13 protein-coding genes are annotated in these 20,598 nt (G+C 46.9%); 12 read left to right on the top strand and 1 reads right to left on the bottom strand.

Annotated elements, in window-relative coordinates:
• Positions 1-49 precede the first annotated feature (49 nt).
• The 8 genes from JGK16_RS13135 to JGK16_RS13100 all read left to right on the top strand — a co-directional run bounded on the left by JGK16_RS13135 (position 50) and on the right by JGK16_RS13100 (position 11,575).
• Positions 50-301 (top strand): cyanobactin biosynthesis system PatB/AcyB/McaB family protein, encoded by a 252-nt coding sequence (locus tag JGK16_RS13135; protein WP_293190745.1) that lies wholly within the window; start codon positions 50-52, stop codon positions 299-301.
• Positions 302-324: 23 nt separating this feature from the next.
• A complete protein-coding gene (locus JGK16_RS13130; protein WP_293190743.1) occupies positions 325-1,077 on the top strand; it encodes a cyanobactin biosynthesis PatC/TenC/TruC family protein in 753 nt (250 codons plus the stop codon).
• A 52-nt stretch (positions 1,078-1,129) separates the two neighbouring features.
• Positions 1,130-3,460 (top strand): TOMM precursor leader peptide-binding protein, encoded by a 2,331-nt coding sequence (locus JGK16_RS13125; RefSeq protein ID WP_293190741.1) that lies wholly within the window; start codon positions 1,130-1,132, stop codon positions 3,458-3,460.
• A 119-nt stretch (positions 3,461-3,579) separates the two neighbouring features.
• Positions 3,580-3,882, top strand: a complete 303-nt coding sequence (locus JGK16_RS13120; RefSeq protein WP_366517161.1) for a DUF5837 family cyanobactin class RiPP — start codon at positions 3,580-3,582, stop codon at positions 3,880-3,882.
• A 357-nt stretch (positions 3,883-4,239) separates the two neighbouring features.
• A complete protein-coding gene (locus JGK16_RS13115; protein ID WP_293203147.1) occupies positions 4,240-5,193 on the top strand; it encodes a LynF/TruF/PatF family peptide O-prenyltransferase in 954 nt (317 codons plus the stop codon).
• 65 nt (positions 5,194-5,258) lie between these two features.
• The gene (locus tag JGK16_RS13110) at positions 5,259-6,179 is read left to right on the top strand and encodes a LynF/TruF/PatF family peptide O-prenyltransferase (RefSeq protein ID WP_293190733.1); all 921 of its coding nucleotides are present in this window, start codon (positions 5,259-5,261) and stop codon (positions 6,177-6,179) included.
• A 400-nt stretch (positions 6,180-6,579) separates the two neighbouring features.
• Positions 6,580-10,452 carry a PatA/PatG family cyanobactin maturation protease gene (locus JGK16_RS13105; protein WP_293190731.1) on the top strand — a complete coding sequence of 1,291 codons (3,873 nt, stop codon included), beginning with the start codon at positions 6,580-6,582 and terminating at the stop codon, positions 10,450-10,452.
• A gap of 325 nt (positions 10,453-10,777) precedes the next feature.
• Positions 10,778-11,575 (top strand): DUF5829 family protein, encoded by a 798-nt coding sequence (locus JGK16_RS13100; protein WP_293190728.1) that lies wholly within the window; start codon positions 10,778-10,780, stop codon positions 11,573-11,575.
• Between the two features lie 365 nt (positions 11,576-11,940).
• Here JGK16_RS13100 and JGK16_RS13095 read toward each other — a convergent pair whose 3' ends face one another.
• The gene (locus tag JGK16_RS13095) at positions 11,941-14,085 is read right to left on the bottom strand and encodes a lipoxygenase family protein (protein ID WP_293190726.1); all 2,145 of its coding nucleotides are present in this window, start codon (positions 14,083-14,085) and stop codon (positions 11,941-11,943) included.
• Between the two features lie 910 nt (positions 14,086-14,995).
• Here JGK16_RS13095 and JGK16_RS13090 point away from each other — a divergent pair.
• The 4 genes from JGK16_RS13090 (at position 14,996) to JGK16_RS13075 (ending at position 20,587) form a co-directional block, all read left to right on the top strand.
• Positions 14,996-16,543: a sulfatase-like hydrolase/transferase gene (locus JGK16_RS13090; protein ID WP_293190724.1), complete on the top strand. Its 1,548-nt coding sequence runs from the start codon at positions 14,996-14,998 to the stop codon at positions 16,541-16,543.
• Positions 16,544-16,668: 125 nt separating this feature from the next.
• Complete coding sequence (locus JGK16_RS13085) at positions 16,669-17,787, top strand: mechanosensitive ion channel domain-containing protein (protein WP_293190723.1); 1,119 nt, start codon at positions 16,669-16,671, stop codon at positions 17,785-17,787.
• Between the two features lie 268 nt (positions 17,788-18,055).
• The gene (gene egtD, locus JGK16_RS13080; protein WP_293190722.1) at positions 18,056-19,045 is read left to right on the top strand and encodes an L-histidine N(alpha)-methyltransferase; all 990 of its coding nucleotides are present in this window, start codon (positions 18,056-18,058) and stop codon (positions 19,043-19,045) included.
• A 474-nt stretch (positions 19,046-19,519) separates the two neighbouring features.
• Positions 19,520-20,587 (top strand): linear amide C-N hydrolase, encoded by a 1,068-nt coding sequence (locus tag JGK16_RS13075; protein ID WP_293190721.1) that lies wholly within the window; start codon positions 19,520-19,522, stop codon positions 20,585-20,587.
• Positions 20,588-20,598 lie beyond the last annotated feature (11 nt).

Here is a 20,598-nt window from a genome sequence, read left to right as displayed (position 1 = left end):
CCAAGATAGCTAAATTTGTTCACCCTATCAATACGGATAATCCTCAACCATGCGACTTCCTCTATTGTCTCCCCCAGTCAAACGCCCCCATTTCATCCAGCCTGCGCTGTGCGTAGATGTGGAAAATGGTAATCCCGATGATTTGGTGCATATTCGGATGGATCTGCTTCATGGTGCTAACTATAACGATCCTTCAGCCTATGCCAACCGCAGTTTCAACCAAGTGATGCACTCTAGTGCCAGCCAAAGTGCAGCCAGCCAGGGCTGGGGTGGCTTTGGGGGCATGGGACGATTCTATTAACGAGCCACTAGCCACTAATCACCATGCCTCAGCAAACTGAAATCCTATGGCAAATTGGTCAACCTGGTAAAGGAAGTCAGGAGTTTTCGCAGGTAGGTGGGTGGCACGCTGAATTTACCTATGTTGTTGGGTCAGATAAAGACCCCATTAACCAGCCACAGATGCCATCGCTGCTAGTGGTTCCAGCTTGCAAAACCAAACCGCAGAGGAAGGGAAAGCACCTTTTTTCCACCGACAAACTGAATATCCAATTCACCCTTGGCAAAAACTACAGCACAGGCGAACTTACACTCTTTTACAACTTTTTTGGTTCTCAAGTTGACACCCTTTTGGTTGATGGTGAGCCAGTGACCGAACTCGTCGGGGTCGGGTCAGGCAAGCCAACCAAAACCCAGATTCCTTTGCCAGCCCTCAGCGCCGGGAAACATATCTTGACCCTGACCACCGCTGTTGGTTTGGGAGATGGGGCACACCGGATCGACTACCTCAAGCTAGAGGGGATTGTGGCTTCCCAGCCACCGCAAACCCTCCAAACACCCAAAGAAACTAAGGAAACTAAGGAAACTATGGCTAATGAGAAAAAGGAAACGGCTAAGGAGAAAACAGAAGTAACACCCTCTGAAGTCTCCTCCACCCCAGAACCGAAAAAGTCTTACGTGCCCACTTCCCAGACCGGGCTGCAAGATTATTCCTACTGGTGCGACTACGCCAAGAAGCAAGCCAAGAAGTCAGAAAAACACCCTAAACCCTTCCGCCGGGGCCGCATCTGGGCCTAATCCCTAGCCTGTCTTGTTATCATCGTCCACTTAATGACTGACTGTTCGCTCTATGCAATCCACCACACTGCTCCAAATTAAGCCCCACTTTCATGTCGAGGCGATCGAGCCAAACCAAGTCTACCTCCTTGGCGAACAGAGCAACTACGCCCTCACCGGGCAACTCTACTGCCAAATCGTGCCTCTTTTGAATGGGCAACACACCCGGGAGCAGATTGTCGAAAAATTTGATGGGGCAGTCCCAGCGGAACACATTGACTATGTGCTCGATCGGCTCGCAGAGAAAGGCTACCTCACCGAGGTAGCCCCGGAACTATCCTCGGAAGTGGCAGCATTTTGGAGCGAGTTAGGGATTGCACCCCCCGTAGCAGCCGAGGGGCTACAGCAGCCGGTGACGCTGACAACGGTGGGCGATAACATCAGTGAAGTCACGGTTGCTGCCCTGGCAACTGCCCTGCGGGACATGGGCATTCCGGTGCAAAATTCCGCAGATGCAGATTCTTCAGTGGCGTTGAACATCGTCTTGACCGATGACTATTTGCAGCAGGAACTAGCCGCCATCAACAAGCAGGCTCTGGAGCGCCAGCAAACTTGGCTGCTCGTCAAGCCAGTAGGCAGTGTCCTGTGGTTGGGACCGGTGTTTGTTCCGGGAAAGACGGGGTGTTGGGGCTGTCTTGCCCATCGGCTGCGGGGCAACCGCGAAGTTGAGTCGTCGGTCTTGGTGCAAAAACAAGCCCAGCAGGAGCGCAATGGTCAGCATGGGTCTGTGGCGAGCTGCTTGCCTACGGCACGGGCGACGCTGCCTTCGACCTTGCAAACGGGGTTACAGTTCGCCGCCACCGAGATAGCCAAGTGGATTGTCAAGCAACACGTCAATGCCACTGCGCCGGGAACGGCACGCTTCCCAACCCTCGACGGCAAGGTGATCACCTTCAACCAGACAATTCTGGACTTGAAAAGCCATATCTTGATTAAGCGGCCGCAATGTCCGACCTGTGGTGACCCGGAAATTATGCAGCGACGAGCGTTTGAACCGCTGAAGCTAGAATCGCGCCGCAAGCAGTTCACCCATGATGGTGGTTACCGTACCACCAGCCCAGAACAGACCTTGCAGAAATACGAGCACTTGATCAGCCCTGTTACGGGAGTGGTAACGGAACTGGTGCGGCTCTCTGACCCGACTAATCCCTTGGTACATACCTACCGGGCGGGGCATAGCTTCGGCAGTGCCACCACCCTACGGGGGCTGCGTAATACCCTAAAATACAAGAGTTCTGGCAAAGGTAAGACCGATAGCCAATCCCGAGCTAGTGGTTTGGGCGAGGCGGTGGAACGCTATTCGGGCATCTTTCAGGGAGACGAACCCCGCAAACAGGCAACCCTGGCGCAACTAGGGGACTTGGCAATTCATCCAGAGCAGTGTTTGTACTTTAGCGATGAGCAGTATGCCAATCGGGAGAGCTTGAACGCTGAGGGTTCAGCGGCAGCCTATCGCTGGATTCCCCATTGGTTTGACGCCAGTAAAGCGATCGACTGGACACCAGTGTGGTCGTTGACTGAGCAAAAGCACAAATATGTACCTACTGGCTTTTGCTACTACAACTACCCCATGCCAGACGCTGAGCGCTTCTGTAAGGCGGATTCCAACGGTAATGCAGCAGGCAACACCCTGGAAGAAGCAATCTTGCAAGGGTTTATGGAACTGGTGGAGCGCGATTGTGTAGCTCTGTGGTGGTACAACCGCCTCAGCCGTCCGGGGGTGGACTTGACGAGCTTTGACGAGCCATACTTTGTCCAGTTACAGCAGTTCTACCGGGAACAGAACCGGGAATTATGGGTGCTGGATTTGACTGCTGACTTGGGAATTCCAGCCTTTGCAGGTCTATCTAATCGCACGGTGGGTTCAGAGCGAATAGCTATTGGTTTTGGGGCACATCTCGACCCGAAGATTGCCATTGTTCGTGCCCTCACTGAAGTGAGCCAAGTTGGGCTGGAGCTTGACAAAATTCCTGACGAGCGGATTAAGGGTGAGTCGAGAGACTGGTGGCTAGAAGTGACTCGAGCAAGTCATCCTTGTTTAGTCCCAGATGCATCGCAGCCGCTTAAGACTGCCAATGATTACCCGAACTCTTGGAGTGATGACATCTACACAGATGTGATGAATTGTGTGGAGAGGGCCCAAGCAGTAGGGCTAGAAACACTGGTGTTAGACCAGACGCGACCGGACATTGGCTTGAGCGTGGTCAAAGTGATTGTACCGGGAATGCGAACCTTTTGGTCGCGGTTGGGTCCAGGGCGGCTCTATGATGTGCCGGTGAAGTTGGGATGGCGAACCGTGCCCCTGCCTGAAGCAGAGATGAACCCTACAAATATACCGTTTTAAGTCTTTTTAAAGTTTGCAGGCGACGGCTTCGCTACGTGCCAAATGTCGTCCTAATAGGCTTCTTTCCAAAGAAGAAGAGGATTGACCCACCTCAACGGGTCAACAAACCAAACAACAAAATGAGGAAATTACTCATGGAAAAGAAGAACATTCTGCCCCAACAAGGCAAACCAGTGATGCGGAGCACCACTGGTAAACTCCCCACCTACTTGGCTGAACTCTCTGAGGAATCTCTCGGTGATGCTGGTGTGGGAGCATCTGCCACTACTTGTATGACTGCCTTCGATGGTGCGGAAGCATCTATCACTCATTGTATGACTGCCTTCGATGGTGCGGAAGCATCTATCACTCATTGTATGACTGCCTTCGATGGTGCGGAAGCGTCTGCCAGTACTTGTATTACTGCCTTCGATGGTGAGTAAGGATATGTAGCCTAGCTTACTTCAGTGGCACTACAGTTAACCTCCAGTTGCCATAGAAGTGATTTACTAGGCTGTGAGTTGTTGACGAGGTTAAAGATGTCGAGTTGCGAGCAAAACTTTACTTTATCCTGAGTTTTGTACACTTTCTTCATCTACCTCGTCTTCATCTTACACCTCCCAAAAGACAGGCGCTACAACGCTTCGGCGTTTAGCGGTGTGAAAAATGGGAAATTAATCGCCATCAGGTCAATCTCAGTGGCGATTAATTTCCACTAAATATTTTTTGCTAAAAAAGCAATCCGTACTTTGTTGTTAAACTTAGGCAATCCATTAAAATTAGCAACAAAAATTACTAAGATGATTACCCTAACTTCTATGCTTCAAAATAATCGTCTCAAAGACCGCCGTATTCAGTTTATCCGAGCCCATCAAGAGGCTTTTGATGTTGAGCCAACCTTCCCTCTCCCTCTTTTTGAAGAGGTAATTCTTGAGATTGAAGGTTCTTGTTTTGTTGAATCCTCTTGCCAAATTGAAGGTGGCCGAGTGCTAGCAGGGCGTCATGAGGTTTGTAAATATCCTGGAAAGTCTTGGCCGGAATCGCTAACTCATGCGTTTAAGTTATTAGATAAAATTGAGAATCAGTTGGGTATACGCATTAATCGTAACTCGTTTGAGCAGTTTGCAGCAGCACATATTGGCTCTCGTAAAATCACGAACAACAGTATTGGCATTCACTTGGGTTCAAAGCTGGAAGATTCCAGTGCAGTCTTCTATGTTTATATCGATGACGAGGAAGATCCTGAAGAATTAGCAAGGACAGCAATCGCTCTTGATGGCGGTCACTATTCAGATGAATTAACACAGGTTTTGATTAGAGATACTTGGGCAATTAGCTTTAAACTTTTCTTGGATGGTCGTAGTCGCGTCGAGCTATGTCCTTATGCTCCAGCACAGCCAGGATCATTAGGAATTAGAGGAAAGTATCTTACACCCTACATACAAAAACACTTTTCACCGAAGGTAAATTCTATTTTCAGGGGTTCTTATCTCCTTATGACACGCTTCTCTAAAGACTATGCAATGCCAGTCTTATGGTTTTACTTCACAAACATCAAAGACATACCAAAATATTTTCTATTTAATAGTTTAGGTGATAAGATATACGATTATTGTCAAAGTCAAAGTTGCATCACGGGTACTGGTGTGGCTGTTGCAGAGCCAGAGTTAGAGAAGACTCGATTAGAAAATTTTTGCTTTTACTACGATCAACGTGACGGATGTCAGCCACGTCCTGGTTTTGAATTTTCTTAAAAATGACCTAATATTTCGCAATTTCCCTTTACTAACATCCTCCAATAATCCCGTTCTGAAACTCTATGCTTCAAAATATTCAAAATAATCGTTTCAAAGACCGCCGTATTCAGTTTATCCGAGCTCATCAAGAAGCTTTTGATGTTGAGCCAACCTTTCCTCTCCCTCTTTTTGAAGAGATAATTATTGAAATAGAAGGTATATGTAGTGTTAAACCGTCTTGCAAAGTTGAAGGTAGTCAACTGCTAGCAGGACGTTATGAGACTGTTGTTCTCCCTATGAGAAAAACTTGGCCAAAATTGCTAACTCATACGTTTAAGTTCTTGGATAAAATCGAGAATCGGTTAGGTGTACGTCTCAATCGTAAATCGTTTGAGCAGTTTGTCGCAGCACATATTGGCTCCCGCAAAATTATGGATAACACGATTGGCATTCACTTAAGTTCAAAGCTGGAAGATTCCAGTGTGATGCTGTATATCCATCTCGACACGGAGGAAGATTGTGAAGAATTAGCAAGGACAGCGATCGCTCTTGATGGTGGTCACTACTCAGATGAATTAACACAGGTTCTGATTAGAGATATGGGCGTCATCGGTTTTGAACTTTTCTTCGATGGTCGTACTCACCTGACTCTATGTCCTGTTACTCCAGCACAGCCTGGATCATTAGGAAACAGAGGAAAGTATTTGACACCATACATACAAAAATACTTTTCAGAAAAAGTGAATTCCATTTTCAGGGAATCATCTATCTTCAAAATATGCTTCTCTAAAGCTTATGCAAGGCCAGTTTTAGGGTTTTACTTCAAAAACCTCAAAGACATACCAAAATATTTTAGGTTTAATAGCTTAGGTGATAGGATTTATGGCTTTTGTCAAAGTCAAACTTCTATCATTTTTTCTGGTGTGTATGTTACAGAGCAAGAGTTAGAAAACAGTCGATTAGAAAATTTTAATTTTTACTACATTCGATATGAAGAATATTAACTACATCCGTAATTTTGATTGTTTTTGAAAAAGATTCTGATGAGGAAATCAAAACTGAAGACTACTAGAGCAATTTCCACTCTGATGCGGTACACCACAAGGAACGCAAGTATTCTGCCCCTAAAGTTGGATTGACTTTACAGGTTTGGAAACCGCTATACATCCTGCACTCAGCACAATAAAATCCGAACAATAGGCAACGCCGCCAATCAGAACATCATGAATCTATCTTTCAAACAGCGCGTCAAACAGTCGTTCAACAGTCTGAAAAAAATGATAACCTTCTAACATTACACTGCTCCAATTGTTAACATCAAATAAGATTCCATTTATAATAATTTCATCGATCGCTATTGCCATTGACTCACTTTCCCAATCATCGTTTCCCATTATCTACGCCATGAGCAATCACCCTTTCGCGGTTTCCCTCAACCCTTTTGTCCAAGTCAAAAGCGCCGAAGACTACTACACCCTGCACTCGGCAGAATCCGATCCGACCGCTTTGCTAACCCTTGCCACAACGCCCGGAATCGGTATGGCTCTGGATCGTCTCAAGGAAGGCAACACCACCACCGCATCTCTCGTGCAAGGGTTAGCCGAACTCGATGGTCGGGCAGCCGGGGAACAGTTTGCAGTGACGCTACAACAATTGGATGAGCGGAGTTGGCTCAGTTACGCTGTGTTGCCGCTGGCAGTGGCGGTTCCGATGGTGGATTCTGCTGAGTTGAATTTGACCGAACTCTACTGGACACAAACCCGTCTGGGCCTGTCCCGCTTTGCCTACCAACATCCCTATGAAGGCACAATGGTGCTGGAGTCCCCGCTCTCGAAGTTTCGGGTCAAGCTCCTCGACTGGCGAGCAAGTGCGCTCCTGGCTCAACTCGCCCAGCCCCAAACCTTAGCAACACTGACGCCACCGCCCTACCTCGGACCAGAAACTGCCTATCAGTTCCTCAATTTGCTTTGGGCTGCGGGGTTTCTGACGGCTGACCCTGAACCCCCCTCGCTCCAGCTTTGGGAGTTTCACAACCTGCTGTTCCATAGCCGCAGCCGCTTGGGTCGTCATGACAATCCAACAGTAGATGAAAAGTTTGACCAGTGGTCGAATTTCCCGGTGGTGAAGCCGCCCATGAGCGACCGGATTGTACCGCTACAGCGTCCGCATTTGGGGACGTTGATGTGTAACGATGCCACGCTCACGCAAGCGATCGAAGCACGAAAATCCGTTCGAGATTATGATGAGAACCATCCAATGTCGGTCGAGCAACTGGGCGAACTACTGTATCGCACTGCCCGTGTTAAGGAATTAATTAACCAAGACCAGCTAATTAGTAAAGATTTGCAAAAAAAGTTAGGTACTGTTGCAGATTTTGACTATGGCGAGTTGAGCCGACGGGCTTATGCTGGTGGCGGGGGAATGTATGAATTAGAAATTTATCCGGTGGTACGGCATTGTCAAGGCTTGAATTCAGGGGTGTATCACTACGACCCTCTCAATCACCAGCTAGAGCAGCTACTAGAATGGGGGGATGATATTTTAGTTGCGTTAGGTTATGGCTTGGTCGAGAAATTCTGGGATCCACGTCCACAAGTGACGTTAGTAATTACAGCACGGTTCGGTCGCATATTTCGTCGCTATTACGCTATCGCTTATTCGACTGTGCTTAAGAATCTTGGACTGCTCTATCAAAACTTTTACTTGGCGGCAACCAATATGGGTCTGGCTCCCTGTGCAGTGGGGGCTGGGGATAGCGATGCTTTTGGTCGAGCGATAGGCCTAAACTATTTGGAAGAGTCGGCTGTCGGAGAATTTTTGCTCGGGTCGTTGCCCAACCGCAATGTTGAAGCAAGTGGACTGGAGTCGATTGAGGTTGATAGCTCAGAATATCAGACTGAGACTATGGTCTCGGCTAGGGAGACTGAATTGGGTGGAGTTGAGGCTAAGCCTGAGTCTGGTGAGACAGGAGTATTGAGAAATCAGCTTGAGCCAGTTGGGCTAGTGGCAGAAATTCCGCCGCCTGGGGTGTGGGACAGTTCTGACAATACCTCGGTAAAAGTTGAGGACATTGGGGCTGAGGCTGTTGACTTGGCTCCTTCAGATTTACTCTCCCAGACTCCAGATTCATCCAGTGTCGCTGAGGGTGAAAGATCGTCAGCGGCGGTTTCAGCTAGTAAAGTTGATAGCTCTGCAACCAAACTATCGCTGGCACTCCACCCCCATGACCTCGACGATCGCATTCCTGGACTGGCCCAACTCCACAACCAAACTCTCGGCGACCCCCGCATCACGATTGTAATTCTAGACGGCGACCCAGATTACACATTGTCCTGCTTTGCTGGAGCTGAAGTCTCCAAGGTGTTTCCCTACTGGCACGAACCAGCAGAACCAATCAGCCCACAAGATTACGCCACCTACCAAGCAATCCGCGACCAGGGGCTAAAGGGTAAAAAGAAGGAAGATGCATTCTACGCTGCCCTCCCAAAAAACAAGGAGCGGGTTGAACTCAATGACCATGCCTGCCACGTCACCAGTATCATTGTGGGGCAAGAACACAGTCCTGTTTTCGGTGTGGCTCCCAAGTGTCGGGTAATTAATATGCCCCATGATGCACTAGGAAACTATGCCGATATGCTGTCACCCCTCAACATAGCCCGTGCCTTCGACTTAGCCTTAGAGTTGGGAGCAAATATTATCCACTGCGCTTTTTGTCGCCCCACCCAAACGGGAGAAGGAGAAGAGATCCTTGTCCAAGCGATTAAGAAATGTCAAGACAACAATATTTTGATCGTCGCGCCGGTGGGGAACAATGTACACCAATACTCGTGTCTGCCCGCCATGCTGCCGGGAACTTTGGCAGTGGGAGCCGCAAAAGTCGATGGTACACCGTGTAAATTTAGCAACTGGGGCGGCAACAACACAGAAGAAGGCATCCTTGCTCCGGGTGAAGATATTCTAGGGGCGCAACCCTGCACCGAAAAACCTGTGCGTCAGACAGGAAGCAGCATGGCTGCTCCTGTCATCACGGGCATTTCTGCGCTGCTGATGAGTTTGCAACTGCGAGAAGGAAAACCCATCGATGCCGAAGCCATCCGAGCCGCCCTACTCAACACCGCGATTCCCTGCGACCCAAAGGTTGTAGAAGAACCGGAACAATGTCTGCGCGGCTTTGTCAATATCCCCGGCGCAATGAGAGTGCTGTTTGGGCAACCCTCCCTCACCATTTCCTTCGCGGGCGACAAAGTGACCCGCACCGAACGTGCTGGATATGCCATGCCTAGTGCTACGGTTGCCCCGGCTGGCATCACCGCCGCTATAACGGCTACTGATACCAGCCCAGCCGTGCAACCCGCCACTCTTGCTACACCCACAGAAGCATCCGTTACTGTTGCTGACTCCGCCACAGTGGAAGCCAGCACCGCCTATTCTGGCAACGTTTACGCCCTAGGGACTCTTGGCTACGACTTCGGGGATGAAAGCCGCCGCGACACTTTCAAGCAACTGATGGCCCCCTCCGAAATCAACGGTATCATGGTGCCCGCAGACCCCTACGATGCCCGCCAGATGATCGAATACCTCGATCGCAACCCCGATGAAAGCCGTTCGTTAATCTGGATATTGAACTTGGATGGAGACACGATCTATGCCCTAGATCCAACAGGGCCGTTTTCAACAGATATCTACGAGATATTTCTGCTCATGTTGGCGGGGCAACTAGAGCCAGAAACCAGCGATGAGTTTGTAGAGCGGATCAGCGTACCCGCCCGACGCACCAACCGCACGGTGGAACTCTTCTCCGGTGAAGTTGTGCCTGTGGTGAAGGTACATGACGTGCGGGGGATGTACGGCTGGAAAGTGAATGCTCTGGTGAACGCGGCAATGGTGCGAATCTCTCGTCAAGTAGACGAAGCCCAAGAACCGATCGTCCGACAAGCTCTGACCTCCTTCCTCAACCGAGTCTACAACGATCTCCGGAATTTGGGGCAGACTTCGCGCGATCGAGCGCTCAACTTCGCTGCCACTAACATATTCCAAGCCGCTGTGACCTTTGCTCGGGCGATCGCCCAGCGTCGTCAACTGGACACCATTACAGTGGAAAAAAGCCCTTTCTGTCGCCTCAACAGTGACTGTTGGGATGTCAAGCTAGAGTTCTTCGACCCGGAAAGCAGTAGTCGATCGCGCAAGGTTTTCCGCTTTACCCTTGATGTGGTGCAGCCGATGCCAGTCACTTTGGGTGAGGTGAGGAGCTGGTCAATCCCTGGTAAAGTGAGTTGAACGCACTGGTGACGGACTCACGTCACAAGAGTCGGTATGACATGAGCTTCTAGGCCATTCCAGAATTTCCTTGAACTGAGATCTTGCACCATTTTCAATTAGCCTTTCATGGGCGGGCGGGACGCCCACCCCACAAGAAAACTCACTCTTTGTGGAACAGGCCGGAAAGCCTGTTAAGCGAGAATGGTGCAAGATCTCAGTTCAAGGTACTCGTAATTTTAGGAATAATCCTAATACCTTTGCGCGACTTAAGTTAAAGAGTTTTTATGAACAGGCATCTTGTCTGTTCCACAATTTGTATTGCTAAGGCTCAAGAAGTAAAAACATGGGAATAGAATTTAACCATTTATATATTACTCTCGACACAGAAACACTAGAGTCAATAGCCAAATCAGAGTTCATTAGCCAAGAATTCTGCACAATATCCAGAGATACCGTAGAAACTGATACAGAGAGTTGGGCGGGTACTTATCTCAGAGGGAAACATAGCTATCTTGAGCTTTTTGCACCAGGGGGTGCTGAAGGGTTTAGGGAAGGTTTTTCGGGTATTGGTTTCAATAGTAAACAAGCAGGACAGATTGATATTGTAGATGAAAAACTAAAATCCTTAGTCGCCCAAGAAACGTTTTCTGATTTGCAAATTCGTCAAACCGAAGATGGAAAAGTACCCTGGTTTCATTATTGGGCGCTCAAATCAGAGAGAGAAGCCTTCAGTGCGTGGTTGATGGAATTTCATCAGGATTATTTAGACTATAAAAACATCAAGCTTACCAGTGCTGGTTGCTTTGACCGTGCTGCTTATCTAAAAAACCTTGCTACCTCCGAAACTTCTTTATTTGAAGACATTTCAGAAGTTCATCTTGAATTGACTTTAGCGGAACACGAGGAACTAGCATTACTACTTCGAGTCTTTGGCTATCACTCATCTTGCTCAGGAGATATTACTACCTATCGTTCTCATGGTTTTACTTTACAAGTATCTCAGAAAGTTGCTCCAAGTTATCGAATTCGCAAGGTTGTTTGCACGATGAAGGATCAAGTTCATCAGCAAAGAAAGTTCACTTTCGGTGATAATGCACAGTTAAATGTGGGTGGAGAGTTGGCAATTTGGCAGTTTGGATGACTGAAGCAATAAGTTTAAAAATAGCGGTATCCCTTTGTTTGGTAGTGCAACTGATAAATTTGGCAACCGCTTGCTACCCTATTTATCAGTTGCGTCATGTCCAATAATGTCAGCCCTCAAGCTTTATATTATATAGCAATCCTAAATCATTCATGCAGATATGTAGGGGCGGTGCCCCCGTGCCCGCCCTCCGGGCGATTTGGGCAACCACGGGGGGATTGCCCCTACAAGAATTATGCAAATGATTTAGGATCGCTATAGGACTTACGCAAAAACTCCGGGTTCTGACAAAAATCGTCGCTTTTTAGATGAATATTGACGCAGAACCCTGGTTTTGTGCCTCCCGTGCGTAAGTCCTGTATTACTCAAATATTGATGCTGAGAGGGATTTTTGAAGGCTGCAAAAATCGATAAGACACCAGCCTTTGGGCATCTGCTTCGAGAATTTTTGCTTCGATGTCATTCAGGTTTACCTTGAATTTCTCGAAAGCTCTTTTCAACTGCGGCTCGACAAAAGATGAACCGGGGTAATCGAGGAGGTTCGTATAGTAAACTGAACCCAACAAATAAAGCACTTCTATTTGGAGTAATGCTCGCTCTAGTGGCGGTAGCGAACCCATGAAATTTTGCTGCTGTGCGGAGTTGGTAGGTGCTGGAGAATAGCAACCCAAAGGAAATGCTGGTGCGTAGGTCATCAAGCCACTTTGCGGAAAGTTAACAGCAGCGTGTTGGGCGCTAGCTGCAAAGATAACCGTAGAGATGGCCTCTACTAAATAATCTAAGCTTGCAATCCGACCGTCAGCATTTTCGCCAATATAGCAGTGTCCTTTGGCAAACAATTCACCAGCCCAATTTTGCAGTTGTCGATCTGCCACTACGGACTTATCGCTAGAATAGTGCAGGCGCAGGTATTCGCCCACCCACTGATGGATCGCATCCCAAATTAGTTGTCCGTCATCTCGATAAGGATAAATCGGTAATTGCTGGGAATTATTGACACCCCGTTTTTCTAAAGTTCGGGGGAAGGCAACTTCATTAAAGTTAGCTAAGTGGCTCATCGCTTCTTTAATAGCGAGTTGGCCGTTACTGCCTATAGTGGCACTCAATAAGAAGTCTATAGGCCCTTCTGGTGCTAATAAATTCTTATGTGCGCCGTAATTAATCAAGATAGTACCTTGCAAGTGAGGTTTCAACAAAACCATTACAGGATGACTTTTATCGGTAAAGCAGCGATTAGTTGCCAGAACAAAAGGCTCAATAAATAAGTGAGTCTGAGCTAGGTGAGATATCAGCTCGTGGTAATTGCTATCTGCCATTTGCACGACGGTTTTAGCTGTCATCCAGTTGTCGCCATCTAGGGGCGTAAATACAGGATTGTTATCCCCCGGAACTTGTTGGCAGCGAATTGCTATTGGCCGTAAATTTCGATCTTGACACTGTTCGGGCGGTACTGCAAATAATGCGATTGGAGCATACATATACTTTGGCAACCCACCAATATCGCTATTGACTAAACTATCGAGCTTGGAATAATCTGCTAGATAAAGTCGCCCGGATTGCAGTGCTGCTTCTAGATTATCTTCATGCAGAATCTCTCCGTACTGTTCGCTGGTAATTAACAGGCGCTCGTCTAGTTCTTGGATTTGATTGAGCATTACAGGGTTTGGCCCTGCTACTTGCATATAAGCAAAAACTGCATCTTGTTGGAAATTTCCTACAGTTGCGGGTCTGATTGTTAACGGGTTGAGTAAGTTTTCGTAATCTTCGAGAGTCGGATTGACAGTACCGCGTACAAGTATTTCCGTAGAATCAGCTTCCTGGTTAATCAATTCTTCTCCCAAACATCTAGCAATTCCTTGAAGGTGCTTGTATAATTCTTTGTCAACTTCCTCAACTTCCTCAACTTCCTCGAATTGAGCGACTTCCTCAATTTCATCAACTCGGTCAACTTCATCGAGTTGCTCGCTTTTGAGATTTCGTGCAGATTTCACTTCTAAGTTTCCGCTGAGTTCAGCTTGTATTTCTCGATCTATTCGATCGAATACATTTTCAACTTCACTAAAATCCCCTGTCAAGGGAATGCTACTTTTAACCTTGGGGGATACTTTTCGCTCCAAGACTGATTCTAGTTTTAAAACAGCATTAGTTAATTCTGCTTGTCCCTGGGCTGCCCTTATTTCACGCTCGATAGACTCTAACGAATCAATTTCACGCTCGTTTGACAGCGAGCTTTTGAGAAGATTAGCCGACTTCTCAGCCTCGTTCAAAATACTCAGCGTACTCAACACTAAACTCACCCATTTCAGGCTGGGAAGTTCATCGGCTTTAGGCAGTCTAGGCAGGTTGGCGATCGGACTAGGCGATACCTCAGTCATAGCTAAAGGAGCTAAAACTGTATAGTCATATTCGTATTTACCAGATACAATCAACCTGCGAGCCAAAGGAACCGTAGCTAAAAAAGTGACTAAACGGTATACGGTTTCAATGATTTGTTGCCTGGAAAAAGACATATTTTGCTCCAAAGACAAATATTACTAGATTGGGTGAATCGAGAAGTTACTAGATTGGGTGAATCGAGATTAGATTCTTCAGTATTGGTTGGTAACAGTTTGACTCTTAATTTTGTATTAGTTGCATCAGTTGATATAGCAATCCTAAATCATTTGTGAATTTCTTACTCCCTCCTTTTGCTAAGGAGAGGGTTGGGGTGCCGGAAAAAATTTACGACTCCTGCAAGGATTGCTACAGATTTTTAGCTGCTTGCGACTGCTACCAATGAAGAACTGGCAAGTTGTCGGATCGGGATTAAAGTTGAAAGCCCAACCCAAAAATCCACTGTTTAACGAACTCAGCTAATATAGCATACCTGCTGAGCGACATCAGAATTCTCCTCACAGACCACCATCAGGAAGCTCGCAGGTGAAAGAAAGTCGATCGCGAGCGTTGTGGATTGATGCTTGCTTGCAAGAGGGCTTGCGCCAGAGAGCAATAGCGCCAGCAAAGGCTGGAAGCTAGTTCTCATCCTAGTTCTGTGCTTGAAGCCGTATAAATTAATACACCAAATAAATAAGAAAAAAGATGACTGCAAGCCGGAAACAAAAGTTAACAAAACTTTTTAGCTAAAAAGTTTTTTTAGGCGCAAATTCAAGTAATCTATCTTTTGAGGCGAACAACCAGTCAAATCTAACTATTTTTCCAGAAAACGGCTGATTTAATCCAAATCCTGGGTAATTAAAGCGAATCGGAAAAAACCGATGGCGATTTTCTTCCTTGTGTAGGGCCACCCACTCGACAAGCGGGTGGACTCAAAGCTTGAGACGGCCAAATATTTCTGATATTTTCCCTCTACAACTTATAACTGGCTTCAGTTCTTGCCGCTCCTGCACGGCTCCCCCAAACCTATTTACTTCATACCCAAAAATGGCAATTGAGGATCTTTTCGCCAAGTACAAAAAGCCCAACATCGTTATTATCATTACCGACCAACAGCGCGCCTTGCAGCACTATCCGCGGGACTTCATCTACAGGCTCCCCGCGCTGAAGCAGTTGATGAGCAACGGTTTGAGTTTCGAGCGGGCATTCACCGCCGCTTCCGCCTGCGCCCCCAGCCGCGCGACTTTCTTGACCAGCCAGTATCCGGCAAAGCACAAGACAACGGATACAGGTCAGCTACAACCGAAAGAGCCTCTGAACACGAAGCTGCCCAACCTCGCCCATGTCCTAGAGAAAGCCGGCTACAAAACGCGCGCGTGGCTGGGCAAATGGCACCTTGGAGAAATTGATACTAGCCCCATCGAGGCTGGATTCACGGAATGGGATGACCCGGACGCAGGCATCACAATCAGCGATTACAACACCCTAGGTGGTGGCGAGGCAGATAACGACAGTCGTTACCTCGCAGATATGCTGAAGTTCGTGGAACGGCAGGACGAGAAGGCTGAAGATCCGTTTTGCCTGGTTGCGTCCTTTGTCAATCCTCACGACGGGTTCGTAGCGTTCAGAGGGCTGGGTGGCTCTGGATACGAAAGTACAACTCTCACTAAAGTTGCTGTAGATTTGCCGCTTAACTACAAGCAGGATCTGGATAAAGAGAACAAACCCCGCGCCCAAGCCTCAGCGAGTTGGTGGACTTTCGCTAAACCTGGCTCTAAGATGCCTCCCAAGCACAGACCGCAGGATTATGTCAACTTCTACGCCTATCTCCAGATTTTGGTCGATCGACAAATCGAGCAACTCCTGGACGGTCTGGCGAAGCAGAATCTGATCGACAATACCCTGATTATCCGCTTCGCCGACCACGGTGAAATGGCTATGAGCCACGGTTTAGTTGAGAAATTCTTTAACGCTTACGAAGAAAGCATTCGCATACCCTTCGTGTTCTCCAATCCTGTAGCCTGGCCTACAGCGCAGACTACCCAATCCCTTGCCAGCAGCGTCGATTTGACTCCGACCATCGCCTCGTTGCTTGGTGTCGAGTGGCACAAACCGGAGGAAGCGATTCCAGCAACAGCCAACCCGACGATTTTTTACGGGCAAGATTTGTCGCCAATTCTCAACAATCCGACTTCCACTGTCCAGGAATCCATCCACTTTACATACGACGATAATCCAGCGGTTATACCTCCTCCAGAAGATAAACCGAAGCAGAGGATTTTGCACCCCAGTATCGTCCGAACGATTCGGACTTCCAAGTGGAAATATTCGGTCTACTTCAACGAACAAGACGAGGCGAAGGCTGAGGGTGCCGAAGGGGATTGGGAACTCTACGACCTAGAAGTAGATCCTTACGAGGACAAGAACCTAGCTGGTAATGGCGATCCCGAGATTAACAAGCAGCAGTGGGAATTGGAGCGGCAATTGCAAGATGCCATGAATCGCCTGGGAACTATGCCGACTGCCTTCAAATGGCCTCCCCAGAAGACCTTGTTAAGCCGAGGCGCACCCGCCACCAAACCCACCGATATCTAGAGCGCGAGCGCCGAAGTAAGGAGTCCCGCCAAACTAGGGAGAGGATGGTGTTTTCCCTCCTTTCTCTGATTTGGGCAATATTCGATCGATCAATTAGAAAAACTCAATTACCAGTTGGTTAACCTATGGAAGCAGTTTGGGATACGTTAAAGAATATCAATTACTCTGGCATACCGATTGCTAGAATCGCTATTGTGCTCGTTGTTCTAACCTTGACACAGACGTTAAGGCGATTTTTCGTAGCAGTCATTGTTAAAACTATTGAGAGTTTTACTAGCAAAACTAAAACAACACTTGATGATGAGTTGATTACAATTATCAAGCCTGCTTTAAGTTGGCTGATTCTGATAGGTGGATTTTGGCTGAGTAAAGAAATTCTGGCAGATAACTTAGGTTCTCAACTAAATCAAACAATCGGTAGCCTGCTCAACTATACAGTTATTTTCATAGTTGCCTATGTTATTTACCGATGCTCTTCTATTTTCGGTCAGATTATAGCCAACTTAGTGCTGCACACCGAAACAGAGCTCGATGAATTGCTCAGACCTTTAATGCCCAAGATTTTTCAATCAGCAGCAATTATTGTCTTTATCATCAAGATCAGCGAGGCATTTTTAGGACAATCTGCTGCTGCATTGGTGGGGCTATTGGGCGGTGCCGGTATCACTTTTGGTTTGCTGCTGAAGGATATTGTTTATGACTGGTTTTGTACGCTGATTATTTACTCCGACAATCTCTACCGAGAAGGTGACTGGGTGGGGATATCCGGGGTCGATGGTTTCGTGCAGATACTCAATATTGGATTCAGAACTACAACTCTACATATAACTAAGTGGGGTTCTATCATCAAAATGCCCAATTCCAAAATGATTTCTGGAATTGTCGAAAACTGGTCGCAAAATCCGGGTAAAGAATTAAAATGGGGCTTAGTCTTAACTCTCAAAATAGACGGCATTTCGGCGGGGCAAACGGCGCGGATTTGTGAAAAGCTTGAAGAATTGCCGAAGTACATTCAAGGCTTGTCTCCGTCGTGTACGGTGCGGTTCAAACAAATTGACAAAAATGCCCGGGTTATTGAAATTATGGCAGTTGTCAATGACGATAATTTCTACTTTGATGCTGAGAAAAACTTAAATCTAGCTATACTAGAATTACTCGAAAAAGAAGGAATAGATTTCCTACACGTGGAACTAAGAACGGAACCTGAAAAATACAAAAAGAGCCTGCAAGCAACCAACAATTGAGCATTCATGTTGGCTCGAAGTCAATTTAGAGTAACTGCTTGCTCGCATCGTGCGATAGCGGTTGAAAATCGGGTGAAGTACAGTTACAGTCCTAGCAGACATCTGTACTTGACTCCACTCATTAATGCTAAATTGCCTGCTTTTCTCTCGATAATTCAACCTCAAATATATCGGTCATCCAAGCATTTGAGGGAAAAATATCCCGCTCCGTTTAATAACAACGGGGATTCCTGCTAAATTTACCGCACTCGCACTCTCGGAAAGCCAAATGTCAACCGCCTCTTTAACAACTCTAATAACTATTCTGGATTGCCATTCTACTCTAAAAAATGATGGCGAAGATGTCATTCAAGGATTGACCAAAAGCCCAAAAACTTTACCCGCTAAATATTTTTACGACAGTCGCGGTTCTCAACTTTTTGAACAAATTTGCGAATTGCCCGAATATTATCCAACTCGCACAGAAGCCTCGATTTTGCGCCAATATGCTGGTGAAATCGCACGGATAACAGGTGATTGCGAACTCGTAGAATTAGGCAGTGGCAGTTCCACAAAAACTCGCCTTTTGCTAAATGCTTATCAATCTCGAAATTACTCCTGTAAGTACGTGCCTGTTGATGTAAGCGCCAGCATTCTCAAAGAGAGCGCCCTTCAATTGCAAGTAGAATATCCGGCTTTGCACGTTCAAGGGTTGATAGGAACTTACGAACAAGCCCTCGCTCAATTAACGCCTGCATCTTTGCCTGCGCGGATGATTTTCTTCTTGGGCAGTTCTCTGGGTAATTTCACGCCGCAGGAATGCGATGTTTTATTGAACCAAATTAAAGATGTACTCGCTCCGGGAGATTACTTTTTACTCGGCATTGACTTGCAAAAATCCCAGCAAATTTTAGAAGCAGCTTATAACGATTCTCAAGGTATAACTGCCGCTTTTAATTTAAATATGCTCGACCATTTAAACTGGCGTTTTCAGGGTGATTTTGATACTAATTTATTCACCCATCAAGCTATTTACAATCAACAAGAGAACCAAATTGAAATGTACTTGCATTGCCAAACAAGTCATGTAGTGAATTTAGAAAAGCTTGGATTGAATGTTACCTGGAAAACTGGCGAAAGTATCCTTACGGAAATTTCTCGTAAATTTGATTTAGACACTGTGGAAAAAGAACTAGACTCCAAAGGACTGAAAACCATAAAAAGCTTTACAGATCCCCAAAAGTGGTTTGGTTTAATTCTGTGTCAAGCCACTAAATGAATCACCCCGAGCCTTCGGTATTGTTTGGTTCCCAACTCTCCAAACAATACAAATTAATCTAGAAAATACGCAACCGCAGACGGCAGCACGTACTAGAACTATATTTAAAAATGTGCGTTCTCAATCGCGAGGTAGATGATGTGCTTTTCTTGTTTCAAGACTTGCTGTCAAAGTATTTGGATCGAGAAAGCGATCGGTACAAATTTCCCCAAAACGGTTGATTTGTAGTAAGCTTTAACACACCGACTTCTCAGAGCTTGAATAACCGCATTTTTTAGTAGGTTTCGGGTATAGTACGAGCCGCACTTTCGCTTGTCAAGAGTGCGTAACTCTGGTCTGATTCAAGTTAATTATTTCCTCGCCTCTATTGCTATAAAAGTAATATTTGGTGTATACTTATTTAAGCGGTTACAGCAGTGGGAGAACCAACAAAACTCTGTAACAGCCAATACCTTCTATGGAGCTATCTGAATCATGTGTACGAGAATTCTATACGTTGATGGAAAATCATTAAAATCGGCAACTGCAGCTGGTAACGTTGTGACCGGTCGCAACATGGACTGGGCAGCCCCGCTTGAAAGCGAGATTTGGGCATTTCCAGCAAATATGGAGCGCCAGGGGGGAACATACAATAATAATGGTGATAGTTCCTTTACGTGGACATCTAAGTACGGCAGCGTAATTACCTCCGCCTTAGACGCTTGCACTACCGACGGTATCAACACTCAGGGTTTGGTTGCCAATTTGCTGTTCCTGGTAGAATCGGACTACGAACGAGGGGACGGGGAAGAACAATTGCCAAAAATGTCAACTGCGGCATGGGCGCAGTACTTCCTCGATAGTTTTGCCACGGTCAAAGAGGCGGTTGTAGCGATGGAACCAGACAATTTGTTCGAGGTGGACGCGCCCGTCATACCGGACGGCAGCAATAAGAAAAGTACAGTTCACCTGTCAATTTCCGACGCAACTGGCGATTCCGCAATTTTCGAGTACGTAGGCGGCAAGCTACAAATCCACCACGGTAAAGATTATATCGTGATGACCAATTCTCCGACCTACGACAAACAACTGGCAATCAACGAATACTGGAAAAATAAGAATGGCATGATCGTGCTGCCCGGTACTAACAACGCCTCCGATCGATTTGCCCGTTGCTCGTTTTACCTATCGGCAGTCCCGCGCGATCATATCAACGATGTACGCACAGCTATTGCAACCACCTTTAGCATAATTCGCAATGCCGCCGTGCCGATCGGGATCGCAGACCCCGAAAAGCCCAATCTTGCCTCCACACTTTGGAGCACCGTTTCCGACCACAAGAATCTGGTTTATTACTACGCAAACAGCCGCAGTGCGAGTGTCTGTTGGATCGATCTCAAGGAATTAAATCTTGCCGATGGTTCGGGAGTGCGGAAGATCGATATGCTCGAAGAGGTCAACGGTTCCTCAGGACCGGAACTAATCGAAAAGTGGGAGCTCGGTGGCGACCTCACCGACCACTTTGTACCGACCGCTCCGTTTGAATTCTTGCCTCACGCTTAAGTGCCAACGCT

The organism is Microcoleus sp. PH2017_09_SFU_O_A, assembly GCF_020738625.1.
Classification (GTDB): domain Bacteria; phylum Cyanobacteriota; class Cyanobacteriia; order Cyanobacteriales; family Microcoleaceae; genus Microcoleus.
The sequence above is the reverse complement of the archived record's forward strand: the minus strand, read 5'-3'. Positions and strand labels throughout refer to the sequence as shown.

What these genes read in the sequence shown, in the direction of transcription:
- JGK16_RS13135 (WP_293190745.1), top strand. Translation starts at nt 50, where the DNA reads ATGCGACTTCCTCTATTGTCTCCCCCAGTCAAACGCCCCCATTTCATC.
- JGK16_RS13130 (WP_293190743.1), top strand. Translation starts at nt 325, where the DNA reads ATGCCTCAGCAAACTGAAATCCTATGGCAAATTGGTCAACCTGGTAAA.
- JGK16_RS13125 (WP_293190741.1), top strand. Translation starts at nt 1,130, where the DNA reads ATGCAATCCACCACACTGCTCCAAATTAAGCCCCACTTTCATGTCGAG.
- JGK16_RS13120 (WP_366517161.1), top strand. Translation starts at nt 3,580, where the DNA reads ATGAGGAAATTACTCATGGAAAAGAAGAACATTCTGCCCCAACAAGGC.
- JGK16_RS13115 (WP_293203147.1), top strand. Translation starts at nt 4,240, where the DNA reads ATGATTACCCTAACTTCTATGCTTCAAAATAATCGTCTCAAAGACCGC.
- JGK16_RS13110 (WP_293190733.1), top strand. Translation starts at nt 5,259, where the DNA reads ATGCTTCAAAATATTCAAAATAATCGTTTCAAAGACCGCCGTATTCAG.
- JGK16_RS13105 (WP_293190731.1), top strand. Translation starts at nt 6,580, where the DNA reads ATGAGCAATCACCCTTTCGCGGTTTCCCTCAACCCTTTTGTCCAAGTC.
- JGK16_RS13100 (WP_293190728.1), top strand. Translation starts at nt 10,778, where the DNA reads ATGGGAATAGAATTTAACCATTTATATATTACTCTCGACACAGAAACA.
- JGK16_RS13095 (WP_293190726.1), bottom strand. Translation starts at nt 14,085, where the DNA reads ATGTCTTTTTCCAGGCAACAAATCATTGAAACCGTATACCGTTTAGTC.
- JGK16_RS13090 (WP_293190724.1), top strand. Translation starts at nt 14,996, where the DNA reads ATGGCAATTGAGGATCTTTTCGCCAAGTACAAAAAGCCCAACATCGTT.
- JGK16_RS13085 (WP_293190723.1), top strand. Translation starts at nt 16,669, where the DNA reads ATGGAAGCAGTTTGGGATACGTTAAAGAATATCAATTACTCTGGCATA.
- egtD (WP_293190722.1), top strand. Translation starts at nt 18,056, where the DNA reads ATGTCAACCGCCTCTTTAACAACTCTAATAACTATTCTGGATTGCCAT.
- JGK16_RS13075 (WP_293190721.1), top strand. Translation starts at nt 19,520, where the DNA reads ATGTGTACGAGAATTCTATACGTTGATGGAAAATCATTAAAATCGGCA.